This window comes from Microbulbifer sp. HZ11 (assembly GCF_000708675.1).
Taxonomy (GTDB): domain Bacteria; phylum Pseudomonadota; class Gammaproteobacteria; order Pseudomonadales; family Cellvibrionaceae; genus Microbulbifer.
Genome location: NZ_JELR01000002.1, coordinates 1,233,847 through 1,251,616, shown reverse-complemented (window position 1 = coordinate 1,251,616; position 17,770 = coordinate 1,233,847). Strand labels below are relative to the sequence as shown.

General features: G+C 57.1%; 18 protein-coding genes. 9 read left to right on the top strand and 9 right to left on the bottom strand.

Translation table 11 applies throughout. The features are described 5' to 3' along the window. The first annotated feature begins 37 nt into the window (after positions 1 to 37). The 3 genes from AU11_RS18135 (at position 38) to AU11_RS18335 (ending at position 3,081) form a co-directional block, all read left to right on the top strand. Entirely contained in the window at positions 38 to 844 is an 807-nt protein-coding gene (locus AU11_RS18135; protein WP_081848104.1) for an FRG domain-containing protein, read from the top strand. A 120-nt stretch (positions 845 to 964) separates the two neighbouring features. Beyond that, positions 965 to 2,508, top strand: a protein-coding gene (locus AU11_RS12800) for an IS3 family transposase (protein ID WP_156035283.1) whose coding sequence is annotated in 2 segments (ribosomal slippage) — positions 965 to 1,436 and positions 1,436 to 2,508 — 1,545 coding nt in all. Because the reading frame shifts where the segments join, the coding sequence is not laid out codon by codon here. Between the two features lie 111 nt (positions 2,509 to 2,619). Continuing rightward, on the top strand, positions 2,620 to 3,081 hold the full coding sequence (locus AU11_RS18335) for a hypothetical protein (RefSeq protein WP_156035300.1): 462 nt from the start codon (positions 2,620 to 2,622) through the stop codon (positions 3,079 to 3,081). Positions 3,082 to 3,350: 269 nt separating this feature from the next. Here the strand turns inward: AU11_RS18335 and AU11_RS12795 are convergent, their stop codons facing one another. Next, complete coding sequence (locus AU11_RS12795; protein WP_043320502.1) at positions 3,351 to 4,397, bottom strand: transposase; 1,047 nt, start codon at positions 4,395 to 4,397, stop codon at positions 3,351 to 3,353. Positions 4,398 to 4,649: 252 nt separating this feature from the next. Between AU11_RS12795 and AU11_RS12790 the strand changes: the two genes are divergently transcribed. Both AU11_RS12790 and AU11_RS18130 read left to right on the top strand, forming a co-directional pair. Continuing rightward, positions 4,650 to 4,973 carry a hypothetical protein gene (locus tag AU11_RS12790; RefSeq protein ID WP_043319727.1) on the top strand — a complete coding sequence of 108 codons (324 nt, stop codon included), beginning with the start codon at positions 4,650 to 4,652 and terminating at the stop codon, positions 4,971 to 4,973. A gap of 197 nt (positions 4,974 to 5,170) precedes the next feature. Beyond that, entirely contained in the window at positions 5,171 to 5,347 is a 177-nt protein-coding gene (locus AU11_RS18130; protein ID WP_081848103.1) for a PLDc N-terminal domain-containing protein, read from the top strand. A 101-nt stretch (positions 5,348 to 5,448) separates the two neighbouring features. Here AU11_RS18130 and AU11_RS12785 read toward each other — a convergent pair whose 3' ends face one another. The 8 genes from AU11_RS12785 to gshB form a co-directional block, all read right to left on the bottom strand. Then, positions 5,449 to 6,702: a heme biosynthesis HemY N-terminal domain-containing protein gene (locus AU11_RS12785; RefSeq protein WP_043319726.1), complete on the bottom strand. Its 1,254-nt coding sequence runs from the start codon at positions 6,700 to 6,702 to the stop codon at positions 5,449 to 5,451. Further along, positions 6,699 to 8,225 carry a uroporphyrinogen-III C-methyltransferase gene (locus tag AU11_RS12780; RefSeq protein ID WP_043319725.1) on the bottom strand — a complete coding sequence of 509 codons (1,527 nt, stop codon included), beginning with the start codon at positions 8,223 to 8,225 and terminating at the stop codon, positions 6,699 to 6,701. Before AU11_RS12780 ends, AU11_RS12785 begins: the two co-directional genes overlap by 4 nt. A gap of 173 nt (positions 8,226 to 8,398) precedes the next feature. Beyond that, positions 8,399 to 9,205, bottom strand: a complete 807-nt coding sequence (locus AU11_RS12775) for a uroporphyrinogen-III synthase (protein WP_051687238.1) — start codon at positions 9,203 to 9,205, stop codon at positions 8,399 to 8,401. A 33-nt stretch (positions 9,206 to 9,238) separates the two neighbouring features. Further along, positions 9,239 to 10,192: a hydroxymethylbilane synthase gene (gene hemC / locus AU11_RS12770; RefSeq protein WP_043319724.1), complete on the bottom strand. Its 954-nt coding sequence runs from the start codon at positions 10,190 to 10,192 to the stop codon at positions 9,239 to 9,241. 83 nt (positions 10,193 to 10,275) lie between these two features. Continuing rightward, positions 10,276 to 10,704, bottom strand: coding sequence for a Holliday junction resolvase RuvX (gene ruvX / locus AU11_RS12765; RefSeq protein WP_043319723.1), 429 nt, complete (start codon positions 10,702 to 10,704; stop codon positions 10,276 to 10,278). A gap of 9 nt (positions 10,705 to 10,713) precedes the next feature. Beyond that, positions 10,714 to 11,307, bottom strand: a complete 594-nt coding sequence (locus AU11_RS12760) for a YqgE/AlgH family protein (RefSeq protein WP_051687237.1) — start codon at positions 11,305 to 11,307, stop codon at positions 10,714 to 10,716. A 19-nt stretch (positions 11,308 to 11,326) separates the two neighbouring features. Further along, on the bottom strand, positions 11,327 to 12,268 hold the full coding sequence (locus tag AU11_RS12755; protein WP_043319722.1) for an energy transducer TonB: 942 nt from the start codon (positions 12,266 to 12,268) through the stop codon (positions 11,327 to 11,329). Between the two features lie 121 nt (positions 12,269 to 12,389). Beyond that, on the bottom strand, positions 12,390 to 13,346 hold the full coding sequence (gshB, locus tag AU11_RS12750) for a glutathione synthase (protein WP_043319721.1): 957 nt from the start codon (positions 13,344 to 13,346) through the stop codon (positions 12,390 to 12,392). Positions 13,347 to 13,736: 390 nt separating this feature from the next. Between gshB and pilG the strand changes: the two genes are divergently transcribed. From pilG to AU11_RS12730, 4 genes are all read left to right on the top strand, one after another. Continuing rightward, positions 13,737 to 14,132 (top strand): twitching motility response regulator PilG, encoded by a 396-nt coding sequence (gene pilG / locus AU11_RS12745; RefSeq protein ID WP_010132439.1) that lies wholly within the window; start codon positions 13,737 to 13,739, stop codon positions 14,130 to 14,132. Positions 14,133 to 14,386: 254 nt separating this feature from the next. Further along, positions 14,387 to 14,749 carry a twitching motility response regulator PilH gene (gene pilH / locus AU11_RS12740; RefSeq protein WP_043320499.1) on the top strand — a complete coding sequence of 121 codons (363 nt, stop codon included), beginning with the start codon at positions 14,387 to 14,389 and terminating at the stop codon, positions 14,747 to 14,749. Positions 14,750 to 14,767: 18 nt separating this feature from the next. After that, on the top strand, positions 14,768 to 15,310 hold the full coding sequence (locus tag AU11_RS12735) for a chemotaxis protein CheW (protein WP_043319720.1): 543 nt from the start codon (positions 14,768 to 14,770) through the stop codon (positions 15,308 to 15,310). Between the two features lie 271 nt (positions 15,311 to 15,581). Continuing rightward, entirely contained in the window at positions 15,582 to 17,759 is a 2,178-nt protein-coding gene (locus tag AU11_RS12730; RefSeq protein WP_043319719.1) for a methyl-accepting chemotaxis protein, read from the top strand. Positions 17,760 to 17,770 lie beyond the last annotated feature (11 nt).

Genomic DNA, 17,770 nt, shown 5'->3' with positions numbered 1-17,770 from the left:
GCCCATGTTGCGGGCGTTAATTCAATAGAAGCGAAGTATGGAAGAAATATACATAGAGAATTGGTCAGAAATTCTTGATTTGGAAGTTGAGTTTCCTCTCGACTATTTCCGAGGTCAATCTTGCGCAGATTGGCCTATTTCTTCTGCGTTACAAAGGTTACTCTCCGGTTCAGACTATGAGGATGATCCATGTAATCTTGAATATTGGATGCTAAGAGAATTTAAGCGTGGAGCCGGGCGATACCTTGAAGAAACGCCACCAAAAGAAGACTTGGTAACGTGGTTTTCCCTTATGCAGCATTATGGGGCTCCAACGCGATTGGTGGATTTCACTAGCTCATTCTATGTGGCATGTTATTTTGCTCTATCAGGTGCAAAATCAGATGCTGCAATCTGGTCTATTAATCCATTTCTCGGTTTCGATATAGTATCAGAGGTGTTTGGAACATCGCCGCACAATGAGCTGCGAGATAAATGGGATGACCATTCAACTCAATGTGGGAATGATTATTTAAATTCCGTTTTAGAATCTGCAAGCACCGCTTCACAAGCGGATCAAAAATTAGGGGTTATTGCAGTTGAACCGTATGAGCAGCATACAAGAATTGGCATTCAGCAAGGTATATTTTTGATGCCTTTAGATATTTCCGTTTCATTTATGGAAAATATAACGCCCTACCTTAAGGATGGAGATGGCAGATTAAAGAAAATAATTATTCGTGAAAATGTAATAGAAACTGGGCTGGCTCATTTAAAGGCTATGAATATCACTTCGGAGACCCTTTTCCCCGGCATTGAAGGTTTTGCAAAATCTATCGCCCATAAGTGCCTAAACAAGAATTAACAAGCGCAAGCAGTATGCTACGGCCCTGCGGGCCTCCGCGGAACGCCCAACGCTATGCACATTTCGTGCGGGTCCCTATGTGTCAGGGTAGTTGTCGCCTGAACTTTTCAGAGGACAACCATGCCCCACTATTCACCTGAACGTAAAGAGGCCATCCTCAAGAAGATGGCGCCGCCTCACAGCATGACCGTTGCCGAACTGGCGAGCCAGGAAGGCATCAGTACCGCTACCCTGTACAATTGGCGTAAAGCCGCCAGACAACGAGGTGCTGTTTTGCCTTCCAACTCTGCTACTCCCGATAATTGGAGTAGCGAAGAAAAATTCAAAGTCGTCCTTGAAACTGCCCCAATGACTGAGGCGGAGCTCAGTGAATACTGCCGCAAGAAAGGCCTTTACCCCGAGCAGATTGAGGCCTGGAAAACGGCCTGCATGTCAGCCAATGCTGTATCTGACGAGCAGTCTAAACGCAACCAAAAGGCCAGTAAGGCCGAGAAAAAGCGTATCAAAAAGCTTGAGGCAGAGCTGCGACGTAAGGAGAAGGCGCTCGCTGAAACCGCTGCGCTCCTCACACTGTCAAAAAAAGCCGAGGCGATCTGGGGCCACAAAGACGAGGACGAATGACCAGCCTCCCAGATCGCCAGCAGATCGTTGCTCTGATTGCCGAAGCCAATCGCAGCGGAGCCCGGCTGGCCAAGGCCTGTGCCTTGCTGAACTTGAGCGTACGCACCTATCAACGCTGGGTCACTGACGAGGTTGTCAGGGAAGATCAGAGGCCCGTGGTGCCGAGGCCGGAGCCATCGAACAAACTGACGGCTAAGGAGCGTCAAGCCGTAATAGCCCTGTGTAATCAACCTGAATACCGAAGCTGCCCTCCAGCATTTATTGTTGCTGACCAGCTGGATCAGGGCCATTATCTCGCCTCTGAATCAACGCTCTACCGGGTTTTACATGAATACAATCAAGTCCACCGTAGAGGCCGCCAGAAGGCGCCGGAGCGGAAGCGAGCAGCGACCACACACAAAGCATCAGAACCAAACTGTCTGTGGTCGTGGGATATCTCGTGGCTACCAGGACCAGCATGCGGAACCTGGTATTACCTTTACTTGGTTATGGATGTTTACAGCCGGAAAATTGTCGGCCATGAGGTGTATGAGCGTGAGACCGGAGAGTTGGCTTGTGAGTTTATCGAGAAAGCCTGCTGGCGTGAGCGCCTGACGGCGAAGAGCAAGCCGCTTGTACTGCACTCCGATAATGGTAGCCCCATGAAGGCGGCGACATTCCTGGAGAAACTGTATGACCTTGGTATAACCCCCTCGAACAGCCGTCCCCGAGTGAGCAACGACAATGCCTACTCTGAGTCATTGTTCAAGACGCTGAAGTTCCGACCGGGCTTCCCGGCAAGTGGCTTCAAAACGATCAATGAAGCTCGGAACTGGGTGCTGGCGTTTGTGCGATGGTACAACACCGAGCATCGCCACAGTGGCTTGAACTACGTAACACCTGAGCAACGCCATAATGGAGAGGCTCACGAGATACTGATTCAGCGCAAAGTTGTGCTTGAGGCTGCGAAGGCCAAGAACCCTCGACGCTGGTCAGGAGAAACCAGAAACCTCAGCTTGCCGGAGTCAGTAATGCTGAACCCGGACAAGGCGGTAAATTGTTAAAGAGCTGATACCTTAAACGCGACAACTACGTTGACAGATACCGGGCGACGACTGCCGGGAGTTGTTTTTCTACAGGCTCGTTAGGCGTCCGAGTTACTCATAAGTATTGTCATGAAATATTGTCTTATATTGGTAAGTATTTTTTTCATCGCCGGCTGTTTAGGATCTAAATACGAGTCAGCTTCAGGGGTGGTTGTGCAGACGCCTGATCCATTAATTAATACCTCCAAAGATGAAATCGAGTTAGCTTCTTGTATGGCTTCTCTTAAAAATAGGGCTTTATCAATTAAACTTGGCTCCCAGTCACGTGTGAAAGATCTATTTTATAAGCCCGATCTAGAAGAGGTGATTGGGTATCCGACTACTCTCGAGCGTTATATGAGTAGAGGTGTGGTATCAATTAATTACGCAGAGATAGAAAGTTTAGGTTTTGTGCCAATACCAAATGTAAGAGATGAAGTAGAGGCGTCCTATTACTTTGAATTTAATTTTATGGGGGATGAGTTCCCTGGATCTTTGTTAGTATGGGCTGGGAGCACCTCAGGGAAATGCTATTTTCTTGAAACCAAGTAGCCCGGTGCGCCTAACGAATAAGGATAGATCGCGCGCAGCCGCGATCTCATCCAGTTGTTGGACAAGCCCGGGCTTTCCGGAAAGTTCTTTATATAAGCAAATATATTTTTTTGGCGTGGTGGGTGTTTCGCACAAGCTGTGTTATTAATTTTTTGAAGGCGAGCGAGAGCCTTGGCCTTTTCCTGCAGCCAATATGATCGACATCAGTTGCTCATAGGTTGGTTTTCTCCTCGCTTATGACTGTCGGTGTTTAATACGATCCTGAAGGGTTATCCGGATAGCCAGCCAGGCCTGAAGGCCTGAACAAACTGCAGTGGTGCCGTGCATCTCGGGCAAGGCAATACAGGCTTTTCCTGTGCCTTGAATGAGTCAATGACCACTTTCAATGTCATTTGCACGAGCTGCAGCAATCGCTTGGCATTGCCGTGCAGGAACCCGTAATCGCGTACGCGCCGAAAGCCCTTGGGGAGTACATGCTGCAGTACCAGCCACAAGAAGTCGGCGCCAGGTAATGTTCGCGTTTTGGGGTTGCCGCTTTTGCTTTCGATATAGCGGAAGGTTACTTCGCCGTTTCGGTCAGTGAGAATTTGTTTCTCGCTGATTACACCGCGATAAAGGTATTTTGATAAATATTCCAGAGCGGGTTGTCCTCTGCCGACTGATTGGCACTGAACGATCCACTTTATTGGAGTGTCGGGTACTGGCAGTCCAGCCTCTTGCAGGGCCTGGAGCATCCTTGCACGGAAGACTTTGGCAAGTGCTTGGCCGTTGAACAGGTATTTACCCTTTACCTTCTTCCACTGCCGTCTACTTCGGTTCACCACACCGCCGGGAATCACGATATGGCAGTGCGGGTGGTAATCCAGACGTCGGCTATGGCTGTGGAGTACGCTGGTCATGCCGATCTCGCCGCTGAGCTGATCGTCGTTGAGGGCGAAGGTTTTGAGAATCCCGGCGGCAGCGGCCATTAACAGGTCATAGACTTTTTTTTGATGGCGCCAGGTCAGTGTACGAAGCTCCGCCGGGAGGGTAAAAGTTACCATGAAGTACTCCACCGGCAACAGCTTGCGGCGCTGCCGTGCCAGCCACTGGGTGACCTCGTGATTCTGGCACCGGGGGCAACTCCGGTGCCCACAGGGGCGCGGGTTCAACAGAGAGTGATTGCAATCGTTACATTGCCATAGTATCTCGCCAGCAGCGCTGGTACGGCAGCGTAGGATCGCCGCTATCGCCCGTCGCTGTTCCGGTAGCAGGCGCCCAGCATACTTTTGTAAGAGCGCCTCTTGATAGCGCTCAATCAGGTCGGCCAGATGCATTACGGCCTCCATAGATCGACATGCAGGGTGTTAACCAGCGCATTGATGGTGGCGGCAGTGTCCTGTTGGCTGAGCTCGGTAAGATGTTGTGTGGACTGGCGCCAAAAGATGCGGAGTTATTTCGAACAATGCGGTCTATGACTTGGCAGGTGTTTCTGAGCTCTTTGGGGTGACGGAGTGAGCTAGTTTCAGCTAACACGTAATTCGTGTCACCATCAAATTGAATAATCGCTTGAAAGAGGAGTAACTGTAATGCGTGCGCTTAAGTTCACTGTATTCAGCATGTTGCTGGTGGCGGCATTCGCGGCCAATGCCAGTGGTTCTTTTCGGCTGCCCAATGGAAAGCTCATTCAGGAAGGGAAGAGTAAGCAGGAGGTCATTTACCTTGCAGGGGCGCCGCTTTATTCCGAGGTGGAAACGATCGCGGTCGACGAGGGAAACGGCGGTACTCCGATTAAGCGGGAAGTTCTCACTTATCGCCTCCCTAGCTCACTCGGTGGTATGTCTCTCGTGGTTGTTACTGTCGAGAACAATACGGTGGTTGCCGTGGATTCGAAGCAAGAGAGCCGGATGTAGCAGAGATTGCGCCTGTACTGGAGGCACGCTTGGCAGCGTGAAAGTGGAAGATTCTGCCGCCCGTTTTGCGGTGATTCGTCAACTTTTTCTGGTTTGCCCGGATAAGGGCGTGAGTATGCGGGTACGATTCTATACTCTGAATTCTGCTTTGGTGGCGGTGCTGCCATCCTTAACACTTCGTTCGGGAGGATTCTGAAATGGAAGGTATCTTAGGGCTTATTATTCTGATTGCTGATATCTACGCGATCATCAAGATATTGCAGAGCTCGGCAAGCGGTCTCAAGAAGTTGATTTGGGTAATTGTAGTGTTGGTGCTGCCGGTTATCGGCTTGATTGCCTGGTTTCTTGCCGGCCCGGGAGGTAAGGCCGGCTAACGTACTTTTTACCCGGCTAAGATGTTTTTATCGCGGGGTCGCGACTCCCGGTTGCTGGGGATGCACCCGGGAGCCTGTTCGTCGAGTGGGGTAGTTGCCTGTCAGGACGTGCGTGTCGACAGTGCGCTGGTATGCTGTCCCGGTAGTGGCAGTTGCGGGAGTGACGACACCGCCTGGAGCAGGCCCTGTTCGTAAAGCCGTGCTGCTTGCTCTTTTTCACCGAGTGCAAACAGCAGGCGTGCGAGCTCCGCGGAGGTGACCGGGTCCGAGCGCAGCAGTAGGCTTTTTTCAAAGTGCTGGCGCGCTTTGCCCCAAATCTCGTTGCGCAGGCAGAGTCTGCCGAGGCAAGTCAGCAAGTCGGCATTTTCCCCGTATTCTTTCTGCCAGCCATCGGCAACGGACAGTTGCTGGCTGGCATCTGCACCGGTGAGGTGGCCGTACAGGCGCACGGTATCGGCGCGCCATTCGCGATTCAATATCCAGCGCAGATGCTTTTCCGCCTCTACATCTTCTCCCACTTGGTGAAGCATTTCGCCATACAGGTTGCGCAGCTCGATATTGCGCTGCCAACGGCCACTCAGGCTCTGCCAGGTTTCCCGCAGCTTTTCTTTGTCTTTACGGCTTGCCGCTTCCCGCATCAGGTTCTGATAGACCTCGAGTTCCAGCTGTTGTAGTTGGGACTCGGGCATGGTGCCGTGTTTTTCCAGGCGCGGGAGTAGTTCGCGCAGACCGTGCCATTCGCCGATGTGGTAGTACGCCTGGCGCAACAGTTGTAGCAGTGCTGGGTGGTTGGGCTCTTCCTGCATGGCCCGCTGTAAGCTGGCGATACACTGTTCGTAGTGCTTATCCAATAACTGCATGCGCGCCTGGCTGATGGCGACGGCCAGCTGGGTGTCGTCACCGGTGGCTTCCGCTTTGGCGAGCAACTCGTTGGCCTCGTCTCGGTAGCCGAGCTCGAAGGCGCTGCGTGCTGCGGCCAGGTAATTGATGATCGGGGCGTCGGAACGTGCGGCGCTTTTCAGAAGCAGGCGGCGGGCGCGTGCCCAGTTGCCCTCCATGTATTCCACCAGGCCGTTGGTCAGGCGCCGGCGCGCCATTCGGCTGCGGCCAAAGCGAATGCGGCTGACGCTGCCGCCGATGGCGCGGGCTAGGCTGCGTAACAGCCAGATAAACAGAAATACAGCGAGTAGGGTGAGTGCCAGGCCGCCGACCGCAACCCACAGGTTCATTTCAATACGTTTGCCGCTGTCGCCGCCGACCATTAACAGCAGGTAACCGGGGTAAGACCGCATGGCTTCTGCCAGTAGCGCGCCTCCGAGAAGCAGGACCAGGGTAAAAAAGAGGAAGCGTTTCACCAGTTGCTACCTCCGTTGTCATCATCGTTAGTCTGTCCGGAGGAGACCTTGTGCATTTTGTCGATAAAGTTGCGCAACGCGCTTTGTGATGCGCTGAGATCCGGCAGTTCTGTCTGGATTTTTTCCTGGCCGAGTGCATCCAACTCCCGCAGGATGACCTGTCTCTGTTGATTCTCTACGCCGTAGTCCAGCAACAATTGGCGGGCGTGATTGATCGCATCCTTGTAGACGGTGTCGTCTGCACGCAGTACGGCAAGCTCTGCCTGTTCCATATTCAGGCGCAGGCTCTGGCGGAATCGGGTTTCACTCTGCGGTGATAGCAGTACGGGGTCGACCTCGCCGTCGCGAATGCGCACGGATTCTTTGATAAAACTGACGAAATTTTGCCAGCTGGAGCGGAAGTGGGCTTCGCCAACGTCGGCGTTGTCTGCCTGATCTTGCGCTGTGGCGGCATCGCGTTTGGCGAGGTCAAACTGGGGCTGAATGTTGAGTTTTACCATTTGCTCTTCCAGTGCGCGCAGGCGTAGGTAGAGCCCTTCCCGGTCCACGGTTTCCACCAGCTTGAGTGCGGTAATATCGCGGGCGATCTGCTGGCGCACCCCGTAGAGGTCCGGCATATCTACGTTGCGAATGATTTTGTCGACTTCCTGTAGCAGGCCGAGGGCGGCGCGGCTGTCCTGTTCCAGCATCAGGCGCTGGTTGGCGAGGCGCAGCAGGTAATCGGCCTCTGCGAGTTGCCAGTCTTCGCGGCTGGCGTTCCCCAGTTGGCTCAATCGGTTGCCCTGGGCGGTGACATTGCGCTGCAGGCCGGCGATCTGTTGCTGTAGCTGCGCGATGGTCTGGTTGAGCTGTTCCACGGTCTGGTTTTGGGTGGCCAGTTGTTGGCGCAGGTTATTGATCTGCTCCTGATTCTGGTGTTGTGGTGGCTCTGGGGAGGTGGCGGATGGCTGGCTCGGTTGCGGTTCAACCGTTTGCCCCGTTGGTTGTTGCGGTACTGGGGTTGGCACCTGGGAGTCGTAGCCATCGCTGGGGACGGTACGGTCTGCTGTGGTCGCTGCGTCGGGTAGCCCTGTGTTATCGCGGCTGGTTTCGCTATTGCCGTTGGTGGGCGCGGTGTCGCTGATGGCCTTTGGGTTGGTTGCCGTATTGGCGGTGCTGTTGCTGCGCTGCACCCCGGCAGGATTGACCGTAGAAAAATGTCGGCCAATGAGCGGGAGATCCTGCAGGTGCGCGTTTACCTGAGTGCGTACGGTAGGGATGAAATACCAGGCGGCCAACGCAAGTGCGATCAATGCGATAACGAGCAGCCAGAACCAGAGCCAGCCGTGTCCTTTTTTGGTTACGCTTTTTTTGGTGGCGGCGCTGGCTTTGCTTTTTGTCTTGTCGCTACCTGTGCGGCTTCCGGCAGCCTTGGCGAAGTTGCTTTTGGGCTCCGCTTTTTCGGTCACCATCGGCACGTCTTTGTGATCGTCGCTCTGGGGGCCGTCTTGGTTGGAGGAAGCTGGGGCTTTTTTATCGCTCATGGGCTCGCTTGCTCAGGGTGAGTGCGTTTGGGGCATGGACCGCTAGCGGTAGTCAGGTCGATCGCGGGTGCGGCTACCGATAGAAAATTTGTCGCCAAATTATAGCGACTGCAGCCGCTCTTTATACGAAGTCTGGCGCGGAATTAAAATTTTTTACTGTTGTAGGCGTCAATTCAATAATCGTGGGCGGATAGTGCGCCCCGCAGCGCGGTGAGCATGGCACTGTCCCCGGCATTGGTGGCGGCAGACGCACCGGTAAAACCGAGGGTGCGGGCGTGATTGGCCACGCGCAGGCTGGGGAGAATGACCGGTTGCGCCATCAATGCGTGGCGCTTTTCGGCGTCGAGGGCGCTTAGCGCCCTGTGGAAATTTTCCAGAGTCTCGCCGCTGTGCAGGGTTATGGCGTCGGGAATATGGCGGTAATCACGCAGTTGCTGCTCGGCCTGCGGGGGCAGCAGGCGCTGGTACAGTTCGCAGTAATCGAGGCGTGCGCCGCGCTGTGCCAGTGTATCGCCCATAAGCGGGCGCCCGCCCTGACCGCGAAAGATGATCACCCGCTCGCCCTGGGGATTCTGCAATGACGCAAGGGAGAGCAGGGCCTCGGAATCCATGGTGTCGCCAGCGCAGGCCTCGGGCACGGCGCCACGCCGGCGGATGGCGCGGGCGGTGGCGGCGCCTACGGCGTAGTAGCGGGGTCCCTGTGGCAGTTGTGGCCAGTAGTCATCCAGCCAGTCGAACGCCTGCTGTACGGCGTTCTGGGATACGAAGATGGCGTGGTCGAACTGATCAAAGTCCATGATCAGGTTTTTAATCCCCTGCTTTGCTGCCGGGTCTTGCACGGGGGCGATTTGCAGCAGCGGTATGCTGTCTACGCGGGCACCCTGAGCTTCAAGTAACTGTTGCCAGCTCGCGCTTTGCTGTGCGGGGCGGGTGATAAGAATGCGCTTGCCGGCAAGTTCGTGAGTGTCTGGCTGGTGCATGCTGGTGTTCCAAACGCGAGGCCGCAGCCTCAATCAGATATCCGCGAGAATCTTGTCGGCACCGGCCTGTAGCAGCTGTTCGGCGAGCCCAATACCCAGCGCTTCCGCTTCCTCGATGCCGCCGTGTACCTCGGCGTTCAGCATGGTTCCGCCATCCGGGCTGCCTACCAGCCCGCGCAGATGCAGTTGGGTTTTTGCCGCGTCGGTAAACACCGCGTAGCAGCCAATGGGCACCTGGCAGCCGCCGTTCAGGCGTTTCACCATGGCGCGTTCGGCCACCAGCCGATGGCTGGTATCGGTGTGATGCAGGGGGGCGAGGAGGTCTTCCAGTGCCGGGTCGCGGCGGCACTCAATGCCCACCGCACCCTGGCCACCCGCCGGCAGCAGAACTTCGGGTTCAATATACTCCGCGATGCGCTCGCGCATCTCCAGGCGCAACAGGCCCGCGGCGGCAAGGATGATGGCGTCATATTCGCCGGCATCCATTTTTGCCAGACGGGTATTCACATTGCCGCGCAGGAACTTCACTTCAAGGTCCGGACGGGCGGCCAGCAACTGGCACTGGCGGCGCAGGCTGGAAGTGCCGACCACGGCGCCCTGAGGTAGGTCTTTGATGGAGGCGTAGTGATTGCTTACAAACGCGTCGCGGGGGTCTTCCCGCTCACAGATGACCGGCAGGTGCAGACCTTCGGGAAATTCCATGGGCACGTCTTTCATGGAGTGCACGGCGATGTCCGCGCGGCCTTCGAGCATGGCTTTTTCCAGCTCCTTCACGAACAGGCCTTTGCCGCCCACTTTGTTCAGGGGAATGTCCAGCAGCTGGTCGCCGCGACTGGTCAGTGGCAGTAGCTCGACGGTCAGTTGCGGGTGGTGGTGCTCAAGTTGCTGCTTGACGAAATTGGCCTGCCACAGGGCGAGAGCGCTCTCGCGGGTGGCGATACGGACAGTGGAAATGGGCGCTGAAGCGCTAGTGGAAGTTTGAGACATGCGAGGAACGAGACCGGCTTGAATTTCGCGCAAGTCTACCAGTTTGCCCTACGGATTAGCGAACCTGGCAGCACGGCTGGTGGCTACTTTTGGTTGGAATAGGTGCGCAGCCAGTCTTCGAGAAAGATGCGTGCGGCAATGGAATCCACTGGCTGATTGGCGTAGTCCCCGCGGTGTCCCCGTTCACGGGCCTCATCTTTGGCGGCGCGGGTGCTAAGGCGCTCGTCGGCGTACGCCACCGGCAGGCCCAGGCGGCCGTGCAGCCGCTGGCCAAACTTGCGCGCGCGGGCGCCAAAATCGCTTTCGCTGCCGTCCATATTCAGCGGTAGCCCGACCACGAGAATCTTGGGTTTCCACTCATCAATGATGCGCTGCACCCGGTCCCAGTCCGGTTTACCGTCTTTAGCCGGTAGCGGGTCCAGTTCGCGGGCACTGCCGGTCAGACTCTGGCCATAGGCGAGCCCAATGGATGAGGTACCGAAGTCGAAGGCGAGGGCGGAGATGGGCTTCATGGTGACGGCTCAGGCGTGACCGGATTGGGAACCCATCCCGGATAAATCGATGCCATGGCGGGCGGCGGCGGATTGCCAGCGGCTTTCCCAGGGGGTAGCAAACAGGATTTCCGGCTCCGCCGGCAGTGTCAGCCAGGCATTTTCGGCGATTTCCTGTTCCAGTTGCCCGGGCCCCCAGCCTGCGTAGCCCAGGGCCAGCAGTACGTCGTCGGGGCCGCGTCCGGCGGCGAGGGATTCGATGATGTCCTTGGAGGCGGTCAGGCTGATGTCGTCGGAGACTTCGGCGGTGGAGGCAAACTGCATCCCGCGGCCGTGCAGCACGAAGCCCTGCTCCTGTGCCACGGGGCCGCCAATGAGCACCGGTTCTTCGCCGCGCAGGCTGGCATCTTCCAGGTCCAGCTGTGAGAAGACTTCTTTCCAGGTCACCTTACTGGGTGCGTTGATCACCACACCCATGGTGCCCTCGGCGCTGTGCTCACAGATAAACGTAACCGCGTGTACGAAGCGCGGGTCTTGCATACCGGGCATGGCGATCAGCAGTTGCCCGCGCAGGCTGTTATGGGTGAGGTCGCTATCGATTGCGGAGGGGCTGTTTGATTGCATGGCTCTAGTTTAGGACCTGTCAGCCGCGACTGGGAGATTTACCAGCGGCGGTAGAGAACCCGGTCATTTCAAAACGCCAGGTGCGAATGATTTCCAGGCGGTCCGCCTGCTGGCGGATCTCTGCGGGAAAGGGCGCAAAGGGGGCCGCGAGGCGCACAATCTGTTGCGCGGCGTCGTCGAGAATGCGTTCGCCGGAGGATTCCAGAATGACCACTTCTTCCACTGCGCCAGTGGGCAGTAGCCGCACCATCATGCGCAGGTCACCGGTGATCTGGCGGGCGAGGGCTTCCTCGGGGAAGTTGTCGTTGCCGACGGCTTCCACCTTTTGACGCCAGTCGTGCAGGTAGGCGGCGTCGGCAGAGGCCTTGGTAGCAACGGAGGTCAGGCGTCGGACCCGCGGGCGCTGGGCGATGGTCTGGCGTATTTTGTCGAGACGCGCCTGTAGGCTGGCAATCTCCGGATTGCTGGGGGGCAGATCAGTGGGGGCGTCGCCGCGCTTCTCTTCCGAGCGCTTGTCTTCGGCCGGCAGCTCCGGGGCCTGGGTCGGGCTATCGCCAATCGTCGTGATCAACTGTCGCAATTGCTCCGCAGGGCGTGCGGCCTGCTGCTGGGGCAGCGGATTGACCTGGCGGATACTGGTATCGGCAATCTCCGCCTGGCGGTCGGTGGAGAGTTCCTTGGGGGTCTCGGCGGTGCCGCTGGCCTGCTGATTGTGTTGCGCCAGGTAGTCCGCGTCTTCCGGTGCATCGACGGATTTGTGCTGAGCGAGGGTGACCTCAAGCGTGGGTGGGGCCTCTCTGGCCTCGGGCGCGGTAAAGGCAACACCAAAAATAAGCAGCGCGTGCAGCGCGCAGGCCAAAAACAGGGCAAAGGTGAAGCGGTCTCCCGAAGAGGGCTGGCTGCCCGGGAATGACGCGGGTGCCGGTGGGAGGCTCTGTGATTGGCTGGCGACTGCGTTCATTGTGCTTATTGTTGTGATACGGCTTGTTTTGCTGCGGTTTCTGTTGGTGCGGCCTGTGCCTGCACACTTTGGGGTGGCTCCAGCCTGTTCTGGAGCCGCAGAAAAATTTCGAGGCGCCAGTTTATCCCTTTTTCGCCAATCGGTCTGTGATGGCGTGCATCAGCAGGTCGCCAATATTGGTTCCAAAGGCGGCGTCGATTTCCCGTACACAAGTGGGGCTGGTGACGTTTACTTCGGTGAGGTAGTCGCCGATTACGTCCAGTCCCACAAACAGCAGGCCTTTCTCTTTGAGGGTGGGGCCGACACGGCGGGCGATTTCAAGGTCGCGCTCGTTCAGGGGGCGGGCCTCGCCGCGGCCGCCGGCCGCCAGGTTGCCGCGGGTTTCACCACCCTGGGGAATGCGCGCCAGACAGTAGGGAACAGGTTCTCCGTCCACCATCAGGATACGTTTGTCGCCATCCATGATTTCGGGAATATAGCGCTGGCCCATGATCTGGCGTTTGCCATTGTCGGTCAGGGTTTCCAGGATAGCGCCAATATTCCCGCCGTCGGGCTTCACATGAAAGATCCCCGCGCCGCCCATACCGTCGAGGGGCTTGAAGATCACATCCCTGTGCTCGCTATGAAATGCGCGCAGTTGCTGCATATCGCGGCTGACGATCAGCGGTGGAATGCAATCGGCAAAGTGCGTGGCGAAAATTTTCTCGTTGCAGTCGCGCAGGGACTGAGGCTTGTTGGCGACCAGGGTGCCGGCGCGTTCCGCCGCTTCCAGAATGTACGTGGAATAGATGTACTCATTGTCGAAAGGTGGGTCTACACGCATCAACAGTACATCCAGGTCACCCAGGCTCACCGGGGCGCGCTCGCCCAGCGTGAACCAGTTTTGCGGGTCGTCGAATACCTGTAGGGGTGCGCCGTTCCCCATGGGGGTACCGCCATCCAGATAGAGGTCGCTCTGCAAAAAGTAGTGTAAGTCAAACCCGGCGCGCTGAGCCGCCAGTAGTAGCGCCAGGGTGGTGTCTTTCTTGAAGCTGATATTGGCGATGGGGTCCATGACCACGCCGAGAGTCTGGCTCATAGGATTTCCGTAACTCTGAATGTTGATTCGGATCTGTGCCGGGTGGGGCGGCGGGCCTGGGGCCTGCGCAAAGTGGGTAAGGTAAGAGGCTGCGACCCGCTTCGCAAGATGCGGTTTGAAAACGCGCGTCCAACAAAGTGCGGCACCGCTCACAAAATGACCATTGGGTGCAGCCCGGCTTGTACGTCGCTAGATTCACTCTGGTATCTGTGATACAAGTTTGCATCTGATCTGCGCCCGCCGGTCACCGGGTTTGTGAGATGGCTCGAAACCCGCCCCAGGTGGCTATCCGCAGCGACGATCGGACCCCGTAATGAGGTTGCACAGACAGGCCCGGCGCATTTTGCCGGTAAGCCTGAAAATAAGTAAAAGGGGATTTGGGAACACACTATGGAGCTCAACTGGGAAAGTCTCACCGTGATGGTGATCGACGACAGTAAAACCATTCGTCGCACCGCGGAAACGCTATTGCAGAAAGCGGGTTGCGCGGTGGTGACTGCCACCGATGGATTCGACGCCCTGGCAAAAATTGCCGATTCGCGTCCGGATATCATTTTTGTAGACATCATGATGCCGCGTCTCGACGGCTATCAGACCTGTGCACTGATCAAGAACAACAGCGAGTTCCGCAGTACGCCGGTGGTCATGCTGTCCAGTAAGGACGGCCTGTTCGATAAAGCCAAGGGGCGCGTGGTTGGCTGCGATCAATATCTGACCAAGCCGTTCAGCAAGAGTGAATTGCTTGGCGCTATTTCCGCTCACGCCAAGCCGCATCACGCCGCCTGAGAATAAGTTCTCAAGCTGGGCGTGAAACCCGTGGCAAAAATGGCGTAGACTATGGCGTCCTGCGTGGCTGAATGCGCGTGCCGCCTCTGATTGGGGTGGGTGGTGCAGAATCGCCGTACGCCGTACAGCCGCAGCAACGTAACGTATAACAAAGCGTAAGGTCGCGCTTCCCAGTGAGGGGCGATCGGTGCCGACAACATTCACCCGGCGAAATTGCGATGGCCGGAGTGGACAACACTATCTCGGGGGACAAGATGGCCAGAGTGCTAATCGTCGATGATTCACCAACCGAAACCCACAAGCTGACCACCATTCTGGAGAAGAATGGTCACGCTGTTATTACCGCCACCAATGGCGAAAATGGCGTGGATGTGGCGCGCGAACAGCGTCCCGACGTCATTTTGATGGACATCGTTATGCCGGGCCTGAACGGCTTTCAGGCGACTCGCCAGCTGAGCAAGGGCGACCAGACAGCGGGCATTCCGATTGTGATTGTAACCACTAAGGATCAGGATACCGATCGTGTGTGGGGCATGCGCCAGGGCGCGCGCGCTTACCTGACCAAGCCTGTCGATGAAGGCAAGCTGCTGGGAACCATCGAGGAGGTGTTGGCCTGAGGCCGACGTTGAGTCTCTGTGCAACCGACACTAACCCCCTACCTCGCACTCGTCGATATAGCCAAGCGCGCCAAGGCGCAGGCTAAGGGGCTGCCTGCCCGTCAGGAAGTCAAACCTTACTGGACGGGGATTGGATTCTCTTTGCTGGGGCATCGATTCGTGGCCGCCATGGAAGACGTGGTGGAACTGCTTGAAGTGCCCCAGTACACCTTTGTTCCAGGCTGTCAGCCCTGGGTGCGCGGTGTCGCCAATGTGCGCGGCCGGTTGCTGCCGCTGTTTGATATGGCGGCATTCTTCGGTGGGCACCTTGTCAGCCCGCGTCAGCGTCGCCGGGTGCTGGTGCTGGAACACGAAAAAATCTATGCCGGTCTGATCGTCGATGAACTGCACGGGATGCAGCATTTGGCGTTGGAGTACGGCCAGATGCCGCCGTCGGATCTGTCGGAGCCGTTCGCGCCGATGGTGGGTGGTCAGTTTGTGCTGCAGCAGGATCGCTGGCTGGTGTTCGATCTGCAGGCGTTGATTCACGATTTTCAATTTGCGGATGCCGCGGCTCACTGAGCTGCGGCATTCTGCGTTCAGGCGTGGGCTCCTCAGTCCGCGCCGGCCTGCCTCGGCGGGCCGCTGAGGGGAGGCGCGCTTTGTGCGTCAAACCAGTGTCCGGTAACGCGATTGTCCGTTGGGCTTGCGCGGATGCCGGGCGCAACCGTAGTCGGCAGTCGCCGGTTTGGGGGTGCCCACCCAGTGGGCAGACGGGGATCTGAGGCCGCAGTGCCTCAACAGTGGTGATAACAAGAATTGGCCTGAGGGACAGGTCCGCCAGGAGTAAATTATGAAAACAGGCTCCCAGAGTTCATTCTCCGCGCTGCGCAGTAACCCTGCCGCGCTGTTTATGGGTTTCTTGGTACTCGCCACACTGGCGGGGCTGATTGTCAGCATCTATTTGGTGCAGAGCCACGCTGATCGGGATCAGCAGTACCTGGAAGACGTAGCGGAACTGCGTGCACTGTCCTATCAGATGGTGTCTTACGCACCGGCGGCCACCGCGGGTGACGAGCAGGCGTTCGCAGACCTTGAACAGGTGGTGAACCAGATGGCGGCTACCTGGAGCGAGTTGCAGGGCATGGACCCGGGCAGCCGCCGTGCGCTGGAAGAGGAGCTGGCGGTGTATGGCCAGGTCTGGCGCCAGATGCGCGAACAGGCCGACACCATTATCGGTAACAAGGATTCCATTATCTTCCTGAACGACGTGGCGAGTACCCTGAATGACTCGCTGCCGGAATTGCAGGCGGAGCACAACAACATCGTGGAAATCCTGCTCTCCAACAACGCCCCGGCGAACCAGGTAGAGCAGGCCCAGCTGCAGGTGTGGCGTGCGGAGCGTATCGGCCGGAACATCGATAAGATGCTGCAGGGCGGTGACGACGCGGAAGCCGCAGCAGACCAGTTTAATACCGATGCCAGCCTGTTCGGTAAAGTGGTAGAGGGTATGAAAGGCGGTGACGTGGTGATGGGTATCTCCCGCGTAACCGACAGTGAGGCCCGTGAGTCCCTGGAAGAAATTACCGAGCTGTTCGAATTCGTAAGTTCCTCCGTACGGGAAATCTTCGAAGCGACTCCGGCACTGTTTGCTACCCGTCAGGCAGCGGATGGTATCTCCATATCTTCTCCGCAGCTGCTGGAAGCTCTGTCGACACTGAATGACCGCATCAGCGGCCTGTCCAGTGAGCGTCAGCCAAACAACCAGACCATCGCCATCGTTGCCGCTATTTTCGTACTGTTGATCTTCGGCATGATGGTTACCGCATTCTCCGGTACCCGCCGTAACCTGCGGGAAGAGACGGAAACCAACGAGCGTAACCAGCAGGCGATTATGCAGCTGCTGGACGAGCTGGCCGACCTTGCAGATGGTGACCTGACAACCTCCGCGACGGTAACCGAGGCCTTCACCGGTGCGATCGCGGACTCCATCAACTACACCATTGACCAGCTGCGGGTACTGGTAAGCCGAATCAACGGCGCGGCACAGGAAGTGTCTTCCCTGTCCCAGGAAACCCAGCAGACCGCTCTGCATCTGGCCGAGGCCTCTGAGCACCAGGCGCAGGAAATTGCCGGGGCATCTGCGGCGGTCAACGAAATGGCCGTGACCATTGACCAGGTATCTGCGAACGCCGCGGAATCTGCCCAGGTAGCAGAACGCTCGGTACAGATCGCGAGCAACGGTGCCAAGGTGGTACAGAACACCATCAAGGGCATGGACACGATCCGCGAACAGATTCAGGACACTTCCAAGCGAATCAAGCGACTGGGTGAATCCTCCCAGGAGATTGGTGACATCGTAAGCCTGATTAACGACATTGCCGACCAGACCAACATTCTGGCACTTAACGCTGCGATCCAGGCCTCCATGGCCGGTGACGCAGGCCGGGGCTTCGCGGTGGTTGCGGACGAGGTACAGCGCCTCGCAGAACGTTCCGCAGCGGCAACCAAGCAGATTGAAGGCCTGGTAAAAGCGATTCAGTCGGATACCAACGAAGCGGTAGTTTCGATGGAGTCCACCACCACCGAGGTAGTGCGCGGTGCCCGCCTTGCTCAGGACGCGGGTGTTGCACTGGAAGAGATCGAGACGGTATCCACCAACCTCGCATCCTTGATTCAGAACATTTCTAACGCGGCACGCCAGCAGGCCTCTTCCGCGGGTCACATTTCCAACACGATGAACGTGATTCAGGAAATTACCTCGCAGACTTCTGCGGGTACCCAGGCTACCGCACAGTCCATTGGTAACTTGGCACAGACCGCTTCCGCACTGCGCGACTCCGTTGCCGGCTTCAAGCTGCCGCAGGAAGACGATGTGGAAACCGAAAGCGAACTGTACGATGGCGATCTGGCGGACCTTTCCGAAGAGTTCCCAATGCTGGAAGACGAAACCGTGGAAAGTGTGGCGGCTGAAGAAGACAGCTTGGCTGCGTTGTCTAACGAAGAGCGCGAAGAGCGGGCGATGGCCTGATTTACCGCAGA

What these genes read in the sequence shown, in the direction of transcription:
- AU11_RS18135 (WP_081848104.1), top strand. Translation starts at nt 38, where the DNA reads ATGGAAGAAATATACATAGAGAATTGGTCAGAAATTCTTGATTTGGAA.
- AU11_RS18335 (WP_156035300.1), top strand. Translation starts at nt 2,620, where the DNA reads ATGAAATATTGTCTTATATTGGTAAGTATTTTTTTCATCGCCGGCTGT.
- AU11_RS12795 (WP_043320502.1), bottom strand. Translation starts at nt 4,397, where the DNA reads ATGCATCTGGCCGACCTGATTGAGCGCTATCAAGAGGCGCTCTTACAA.
- AU11_RS12790 (WP_043319727.1), top strand. Translation starts at nt 4,650, where the DNA reads ATGCGTGCGCTTAAGTTCACTGTATTCAGCATGTTGCTGGTGGCGGCA.
- AU11_RS18130 (WP_081848103.1), top strand. Translation starts at nt 5,171, where the DNA reads ATGGAAGGTATCTTAGGGCTTATTATTCTGATTGCTGATATCTACGCG.
- AU11_RS12780 (WP_043319725.1), bottom strand. Translation starts at nt 8,225, where the DNA reads ATGAGCGATAAAAAAGCCCCAGCTTCCTCCAACCAAGACGGCCCCCAG.
- AU11_RS12775 (WP_051687238.1), bottom strand. Translation starts at nt 9,205, where the DNA reads ATGCACCAGCCAGACACTCACGAACTTGCCGGCAAGCGCATTCTTATC.
- hemC (WP_043319724.1), bottom strand. Translation starts at nt 10,192, where the DNA reads ATGTCTCAAACTTCCACTAGCGCTTCAGCGCCCATTTCCACTGTCCGT.
- ruvX (WP_043319723.1), bottom strand. Translation starts at nt 10,704, where the DNA reads ATGAAGCCCATCTCCGCCCTCGCCTTCGACTTCGGTACCTCATCCATT.
- AU11_RS12760 (WP_051687237.1), bottom strand. Translation starts at nt 11,307, where the DNA reads ATGCAATCAAACAGCCCCTCCGCAATCGATAGCGACCTCACCCATAAC.
- AU11_RS12755 (WP_043319722.1), bottom strand. Translation starts at nt 12,268, where the DNA reads ATGAACGCAGTCGCCAGCCAATCACAGAGCCTCCCACCGGCACCCGCG.
- gshB (WP_043319721.1), bottom strand. Translation starts at nt 13,346, where the DNA reads ATGAGCCAGACTCTCGGCGTGGTCATGGACCCCATCGCCAATATCAGC.
- pilG (WP_010132439.1), top strand. Translation starts at nt 13,737, where the DNA reads ATGGAGCTCAACTGGGAAAGTCTCACCGTGATGGTGATCGACGACAGT.
- pilH (WP_043320499.1), top strand. Translation starts at nt 14,387, where the DNA reads ATGGCCAGAGTGCTAATCGTCGATGATTCACCAACCGAAACCCACAAG.
- AU11_RS12730 (WP_043319719.1), top strand. Translation starts at nt 15,582, where the DNA reads ATGAAAACAGGCTCCCAGAGTTCATTCTCCGCGCTGCGCAGTAACCCT.